Below are 6,937 nucleotides of genomic sequence, written 5' to 3'. Positions count from 1 at the left end.
GAATGCACTGCTTTGATCCTTATGAGTGTGATGGGTATGAGTATTGTTGGCTTAATGTCGGCGGAAAAATAAAAATACACCTTAGAAAAATAAAAATACACTTTTTGGTGTAATTTTAATTTTCCACAAAGCTTAAACTTAAAATGTAATTATTATATTTCTTTTACTTTATTTTTCCAAAAATCAATAATTTTTTTATCAATTTTAGGATTTATTTCAGCTTCTTTTATTAAATCATTTATACAATCAATTCTTTTTTGCCTAGATTTAATGGTTTTTAGTTTCTTAGCGTCTTCATAATACTTAATACATTGATTTTCAAAAAGACTTAGATCATAATTATCTTTTAAAAGCTGAATAATACCAGCAATTAAACCATAAGCTTTAGGATGTCTTTCTTGTATTTTTTGTTCCATTTCTAATGCAAGTTTTCTTCTGCTTTCTGCAACATCTTTATTTTTTGATTTTAAAGCTATATCAACGCTTTCTTCTGCGATTTGAATAAATCTTAACACTTCTACATATTCATCTTGATCGTTTAAAAGCAAATTATGTAAAAATTTACCTCGTTCATCTATAGAAAAGTTTTTATATTCTTCATATATTTCTTTATAAGAGTCTTCTATTTTTACTAAGTCTTTTTGTTCTTTTTTCTTTACAAATTCCTCATTTATTGTTTGTATTTTTTGTCTATATTCTTCATCAATTTTTTTACATTTTTGCTTATACTTATCCCAATCTTCTTTACTTTCTTGCTTGTATTTACACCATTCAAGTTTAAGATCGCTCCAAGTTTCTTTCAGTGATTTATCTGGCATTCCTTTTATTCTTCTATATAAATAATTACATAAAATAATAATAAAAATAATTATTAATATTAATAATACAACATTCATTTTAAATCCTTAAACTATATAATAGAACGCAGAACCTTGCCTTGTATAATTAACTCAATTTGTGAGTCTTTTAGATCTATGCTGTAGCTTTTGTAATCCTTATTAACACTAATAATATCCAAAATTTTACTTATTGGATTTAATTGCAAAAGCTTGACCATAAGTTGATTATCAAAATTTAAAATATATAATCCATCTCCTTGATACTCATGTGTTTCTTCAAATACCACCCAGCTATCAGGTAGAAGCATTGGAACCATAGAATATCCATCAACTTTAATAGCTTTTAAATTCTTTGGTGTTGTTTTAAAAAAAGCTTTACTAAGCTCTAGCATTTCACCAGTTTCATATTCTTCTAATCCTATTAATTCATTGCCACCACCAGCAGAAGCTGAAATATTAAGTTTTGGTATAGAGTAAAAAGTGGTACTTTGGTTGCATTTGTTAGTATTATACTCATTTTTATTAGTATTATTTAAAAAATATTCATATGGTAAATTGCTGTCTTGAGAAATTTTATAAATATATTTTTCAGGAATTTTACCTCTCTTCTCCCAGCCGGATATAAAGCTATTTTCTATATTTAGATACTTTGCTAGTTGATTTTTATTTTTAACACCTATTGCTTCGAACATTTTTTGTAGTATATTTGAAACTTCCATAAAATTACAACCTCAATAAAAATACTATTAAAAATTAGTTTTTTTCTTGACTTATACTAACTTTTAATAGTATAATACTTCAATTAAAATTGAAATTTTATCACAATCAAAAATAAACTTCAATTAAAATTGAAGTATTAAAGGAAAAATATGATTAAAGCATATTTTGAAAACAACGCTATTAATGTAAAAGCCTTTGCTAGAACACATAATATCAGTTATGATATTTTACATAGAGTTATTAAAGGCGAAATTACAGGTCAAAGAAATACTAAAGGTAGTACAAAAGTTGTATTTGAAAAACTATTAGAGCTTGGTATTATTAACGAGCTTCCACAAGGTTTAAAGTAAAATGTATTTTTTAGAAACCAAAGAAGCTTCGCAAATTTTTAATGTAAGTGAAGGCGCCTTAAGACTTGCAGTAACTAGAAAATCAAATAAATATGAGTGGTTGAAAGTAGATAATGCTAATGGTGGCAGAGGTGGCAAAAAACTACTATTTAAAATAAGTAAAGAGCAGATTTTAACCGCCTTTAACCAAGAATTAATCAGTAAAAATACTTTAATTTATGATGAAAAAATGCAAGAAGTTAAATTGAGTGGGATTATAAGTGAAAATAATACAAATTGCATTATTGAAGAGAAAAATTTAAATTTAACAGAGTCAAAAATAGACAATGATTTGGCTGTTTTAAATTTAAAATTTGAAAATTTAAGTGATAAGCTTAAAGAAGATGCAAGAAGCAAAGTAAAACTACTTAAGCAAGTGGAAAAATATATTGAAGGTGGTTTAAAACAAAAAAGAGCCTTAGAAATATTAAATATTAAAAAAGATATTTTTATGAAATGGCAACAATCCTTCAAAGCTCATGGCATTCTAGGTCTTATCGACACTCGCGGACTTCACCGCAAAGATAAAACAAAACTTAGCACTTGGATACAGGAGTATGCTTTAAGAGAGTATCGCTCCTTTGCGGCGGGTGGATTTAATTTCACTGAACTTTGGTGGAAAATTCACAAAGAAGCAGCACAAAAAGAAAACTATGATTTTATAGGTTTTGATTTAGGAGAGGTAAAACCACTTTTTAGTGCAAAAACTTTGCAAAATTTCATCAAAAACTACTATAAATATAAACCATTAGAACATTGTATTATCACTCAAGGCTTAGATAAAGCAAAAAGTAAGTTTCTACCTGCACTTGGCAATCAAAGAGAAGCTTATGATATGAAAAATATGTGTTGGCAAATCGATAGCTCTCCAGCTGATTTTATAGTTAGAGATGATGAAACCTTAGAGCCTTTTCGCCCTCACATTTTAAGTGTCGTTGATGTTTATAGTGGTATGGGGGTAGCTACTTTAGCAGGAAAATCAAACTCTTTAAGTCTAACTAGGCTTTTATGGAAAGCTATAGATAAATTTGGTAAGCCTGATATGATTAAAGGGGATAATGGTAAAGATTATCTTTCAAAAGATTTTCAAAGCTTACTTGATGGTCTTAATATAACTTATGATGCAGCTATTGCTTATGCAGGAGAACAAAAGGCTTTAGTTGAAAGAAGATTTAAAACACTTCAACATGGCGGTATTTCTTTATTTCATGGATCAATAGGATCAAATTTAGCTAAAAGAGAAGCAATTGAGCAAAAAACTCCTAAAAAAGAACGACATGCTAAAGATGAGTATGGTTTTGCTAAAAAGACTAATCAAAAATTACTTCATACCTTTGGTGAGGCTTGTGAATTTTTAGAAGCTGAAGTGATTAAATGGAATATGAGCAAAGTTCGCCGCAAAAAAGGCATTAAAACCCCACTTGAGCTTTGGAACTCATGTGATAGAGCTATTGTAAAAATATCTTATGAGGAATTTTTATTTAATGCAGGCAATAAAGAGCTTAGGGTTGTTAGTAAAAAAGGTATTAACTTTGAAGGTAGAGTTTATAAAAGTGCCTTGATGCCAAGTGTTGGAACAAAGGTTAAATGTGTTCAAAATATCGATAATATCAAAGAACTTTTTATCTATGATATGATGGGAAATTTTCTTTGCTTAGCGCTTGATGAAAGTATTGCTAAACTTAGCAAAGAAAGCTTTAAAATGCTTAAAAAAGGATATGAAAGCGAAGTTAAAGCTATCAAAGAAGTGCTTAAAAAAGATGAAATTACAGCATTTACCAAACTTAATATTAAGCAAGACTTACAAGATTTGCAAAATACTTTTGAAAACTCACTTATAAAAGCTAAAGAAGTACATCAAAAATCACTTGCTAAAGAAAATTTAACAACACAAAGAAAACTTGAAAAAATTAAAAACGATACCAGTGCTGATGAGCTTATTTTAAACTCTAAAAAAGAAACTACAAATAACGAAAGCGAATTTGATATGGAAGCTTTTGTGGATAAAAAATATTTTGCTGGTTAAAAATTGTTTAAAGCTTGATTAATTCAAGTTTTAAAGAGTTTTTAAAATCTAAAAACTTAGCAAAAAACAAAAGGATGAAAAATGGATTTAGCCCAGCAAACCAAGAGATTTTTAAGCATACAAAACATCTCTCAAAACAACTTAGCTGATCGTTTAGGGATTAATAAAAGCTATATGGTTGGCTATATGAAAGAAGGAAGTAGCTATAAATATGCTACTAAAGTAGAGCCATTACTTGAAAAGTATATAAAAAGCTTCGTAGAAGAAAAAAGCATTAAAGAACTACAAACACCTTTTATAGTTACAAAAGATGTAAAAGCAATTAATGTAACTATAGAAAATGCTATGTGTAACCGTGAAATGGGAGTTATCATAGGTGAAGCAGGAACTGGTAAAAGTCGAGCTATTAAAGAATATGCTAATCAAAATGGCACAAGGGTAGTTTTGTTTGAAGCTACTACTGAAACTAGTAAAAGAATGCTTCTAAGTGGTCTTGAAAACAAACTTAATGTGTGTTTTAAAGGCTCACTTGATGATAAGATTAGAGGCATAGCTAGTGAGTTAGCAAGAACTTCAAAAGTTTTAATTATAGATGAGAGCGAACACTTGCCTTTTAGAGCACTTGAGTGCTTAAGACGCATATATGATTTCTCAAATACTGCTTTGATTTTAGTAGGAACAAAAAAGCTTAAAAACAATCTTACAGGTGTTGGTAGAAATGATTATAACGAGTATGGACAGCTTAGTTCTAGAATTGGTGCAAAATGGGAATTAAAAGGACTTTGCTATCAAAACAAAGAGGGCTTAAAAGATGAAGATTTAAAAGCACTTTGTGATTATTTTTCCCTAGCAGATAAAAAAGCAATAGATTTGATTTTTAATCTAGCTAGGGGTAATTTTAGAAAAAGCGAAAAGCTTTTAAAAAGAGCTAGTGATTTTGCTGATGGTAAAAGTATAGAAATAAAGCATATTGAAGCTGCAGCTGGATATTTACTATTAGGTTAAGAATGGGTTTTGAAGAAATAGCTAGGGAATTAAATATCTCAAGAGCTAGAGTTAGTCAAATATACAAAAATGCCTTAAAAAAGCTAGCTCATCCAAAAAATAAGGAAAAATGGAGAGAGATTATGGATACCTTAAAAGCTTTAGAAGAGCAAAGAGTAAAAAAAGAAAATTTAATGCAAGGAGAAAGAAAATGAGAAGAATGATTAGAGGAGAAAGAGCTGATTATAGTGCTTCTTTATATGAGATAAAAGGTGTAAGTATTATTTACAAAGAAAGTGGTGTATTTGTAGATGTTTTAAAAGGAATTTATCCTGATCATATTGCCTTAAAAATAATTAATTTTGAAAAGAGCAAAAAGCTTAACAAAGGTGCTTAATTAAAGCACTTTGATTAAGTTTTTTAAAACTTAAATTTATTAGAAAGGAAAATTCATGGCAATAGTTTATATAGCTTCTCCTTATAAAGCTTTAGCTGTAAGAGAAAGTCAAAGAAAAGCACAAGCTATTAGTATAGCAACGCGAGAATGCTTAAAAATCATGCGTGAATGTGAAGGTTTTACACCTATTTCACCTATTTTACAATTTAGCTATTTAGATGAAGAAAAACACAGAGAAATAGCTTTAAAAATGGGATTGGAGCTTTTAAAAGCAAGTGATTATATTTATATGAGTACTCATGAAGATGCTAAGTATTCACAAGGTATGCAAGAAGAATTAGCATTAGCTAAAAAGCTTGGCATTAAAGAATTAATATTGGATTTGCCCTTATAAAAAGGGCTTGAGAATAGTTAGAAAAAGAACTAAACACGCAATGCTTTTAAGATATGGCGTGATTCTTTGGGGTTACCAAATTAAAAAATTTAATTTAAAGGAGAATAAATGGAAATAAAAAGTTTTGAAGATGTTAATTTAGCGCTTAAAAAAATAGCTGAATTAAGTGTAAAAATAGAAAAAATTAATGGTGAAGTAACTTTAGCTTGTAATGAGATTAAAGAAGCTCATGCGGGTAAAATTAAAGTTTTAAGCGATGAGCTTAAATATATGGAGCAATGTATTAGCACCTTTTGTGAAAATAATAAACATGAATTTGCTGAAAAAAGATCTAAAGAATTTACCTTTGGAAAGATTGGCTATCGTATAAGTGAGAGTGTACCTTTACCAAGAGTAAAAGAAAAGCTAGAAACTCTTGTAAAAGCTTTTAAAAGCTATGGACTTAATGAATGTATTAGCTATAAAGAAGAGCTTAATAAAGATGCTATTGTAGAGCTTGAAGATAGCACCTTGGTAAAACTAGGACTTAAAAGAGTAGTAAAAGATAATTTTAGAATAGAACCTCGTATTGAAAGTTTGGAGATTGAAAAATGAAACTAAAAGATTTTGACTTTAGGATATGGAATAACACTGATAAAGAGTATATTAAAGATATTGTGCTTTTATCAAACTTAATGTGTGATTTGATACATGGAGCAACTGATATTATTCAAGATTGTGAGATAGAACTTTTTACAGGACTTTATGACAAAAATGGAAAAAAGATTTATGAAAACGATATTTTAAAATTTAGATTTAATGGAACCCAAGAAATAATAGCTTATGCTAATGCTATTACTTATAATGGGTTGTTTTTTACTTCTAAAGATAATGGTTTATTTCCAAGAATTGATGATTACTCATATAGATACTTAGAAAGTGAATTTAATTTTAGCATAGAAATCATCGGCAATATTCACAAAAATCCTGAGCTTTTAAAATGTTAAAAAATATTAAAAATTTTAACACAAAAATGAAATATGTTAAAAAAGCCAAAAAATTTAACAAAGTCCATTGATTTAATGGGCTTGATTAAGTTTTTAAAGCTTAAATTAAAACAAAAAGGGTGAAAATGAAATATGAATTAACAAATGAGATGTTTTGCTTTTAACGTTAAAAAGAACTTTAACCTTTTATAGAGATAGAAGC

The 6,937-nt window shown here is 28.3% G+C and carries 10 protein-coding genes; 8 read left to right on the top strand and 2 right to left on the bottom strand.

Annotated elements, in window-relative coordinates; genetic code table 11:
• Positions 1–152 precede the first annotated feature (152 nt).
• Together QZ429_RS07160 and QZ429_RS07155 are read right to left on the bottom strand one after the other, a co-directional pair.
• The gene (locus QZ429_RS07160; RefSeq protein WP_291953245.1) at positions 153–896 is read right to left on the bottom strand and encodes a hypothetical protein; all 744 of its coding nucleotides are present in this window, start codon (positions 894–896) and stop codon (positions 153–155) included.
• A gap of 14 nt (positions 897–910) precedes the next feature.
• Complete coding sequence (locus QZ429_RS07155; RefSeq protein ID WP_291953243.1) at positions 911–1,558, bottom strand: LexA family transcriptional regulator; 648 nt, start codon at positions 1,556–1,558, stop codon at positions 911–913.
• Positions 1,559–1,708: 150 nt separating this feature from the next.
• On the opposite strand from QZ429_RS07155, the gene QZ429_RS07150 reads away from it, so the two are divergent.
• The 8 genes from QZ429_RS07150 to QZ429_RS07115 all read left to right on the top strand — a co-directional run bounded on the left by QZ429_RS07150 (position 1,709) and on the right by QZ429_RS07115 (position 6,735).
• Positions 1,709–1,909: a Mu phage-associated protein gene (locus QZ429_RS07150; protein ID WP_039663976.1), complete on the top strand. Its 201-nt coding sequence runs from the start codon at positions 1,709–1,711 to the stop codon at positions 1,907–1,909.
• A gap of 1 nt (position 1,910) precedes the next feature.
• Entirely contained in the window at positions 1,911–3,974 is a 2,064-nt protein-coding gene (locus QZ429_RS07145; RefSeq protein WP_291953240.1) for a DDE-type integrase/transposase/recombinase, read from the top strand.
• Between the two features lie 81 nt (positions 3,975–4,055).
• On the top strand, positions 4,056–4,979 hold the full coding sequence (locus tag QZ429_RS07140; RefSeq protein ID WP_291953238.1) for an AAA family ATPase: 924 nt from the start codon (positions 4,056–4,058) through the stop codon (positions 4,977–4,979).
• Between the two features lie 2 nt (positions 4,980–4,981).
• A complete protein-coding gene (locus QZ429_RS07135; RefSeq protein WP_291953236.1) occupies positions 4,982–5,173 on the top strand; it encodes a sigma factor-like helix-turn-helix DNA-binding protein in 192 nt (63 codons plus the stop codon).
• Positions 5,170–5,355, top strand: a complete 186-nt coding sequence (locus QZ429_RS07130) for a hypothetical protein (RefSeq protein WP_291953234.1) — start codon at positions 5,170–5,172, stop codon at positions 5,353–5,355. The genes QZ429_RS07135 and QZ429_RS07130 overlap by 4 nt, the downstream gene beginning before the upstream one ends.
• 55 nt (positions 5,356–5,410) lie before the next feature.
• Positions 5,411–5,749, top strand: a complete 339-nt coding sequence (locus QZ429_RS07125) for a DUF4406 domain-containing protein (RefSeq protein ID WP_291953232.1) — start codon at positions 5,411–5,413, stop codon at positions 5,747–5,749.
• Positions 5,750–5,857: 108 nt separating this feature from the next.
• A complete protein-coding gene (locus QZ429_RS07120; protein WP_291953230.1) occupies positions 5,858–6,343 on the top strand; it encodes a host-nuclease inhibitor Gam family protein in 486 nt (161 codons plus the stop codon).
• On the top strand, positions 6,340–6,735 hold the full coding sequence (locus QZ429_RS07115) for a YopX family protein (RefSeq protein WP_291953229.1): 396 nt from the start codon (positions 6,340–6,342) through the stop codon (positions 6,733–6,735). The genes QZ429_RS07120 and QZ429_RS07115 overlap by 4 nt, the downstream gene beginning before the upstream one ends.
• Positions 6,736–6,937: the final 202 nt, after the last annotated feature.

Origin of the sequence: Campylobacter sp. (assembly GCF_020024835.1) — a bacterium.
GTDB lineage: Bacteria > Campylobacterota > Campylobacteria > Campylobacterales > Campylobacteraceae > Campylobacter_D.
Note: the sequence above shows the minus strand (reverse complement) of the source record. Positions and strands in the feature narration are given on the sequence as shown.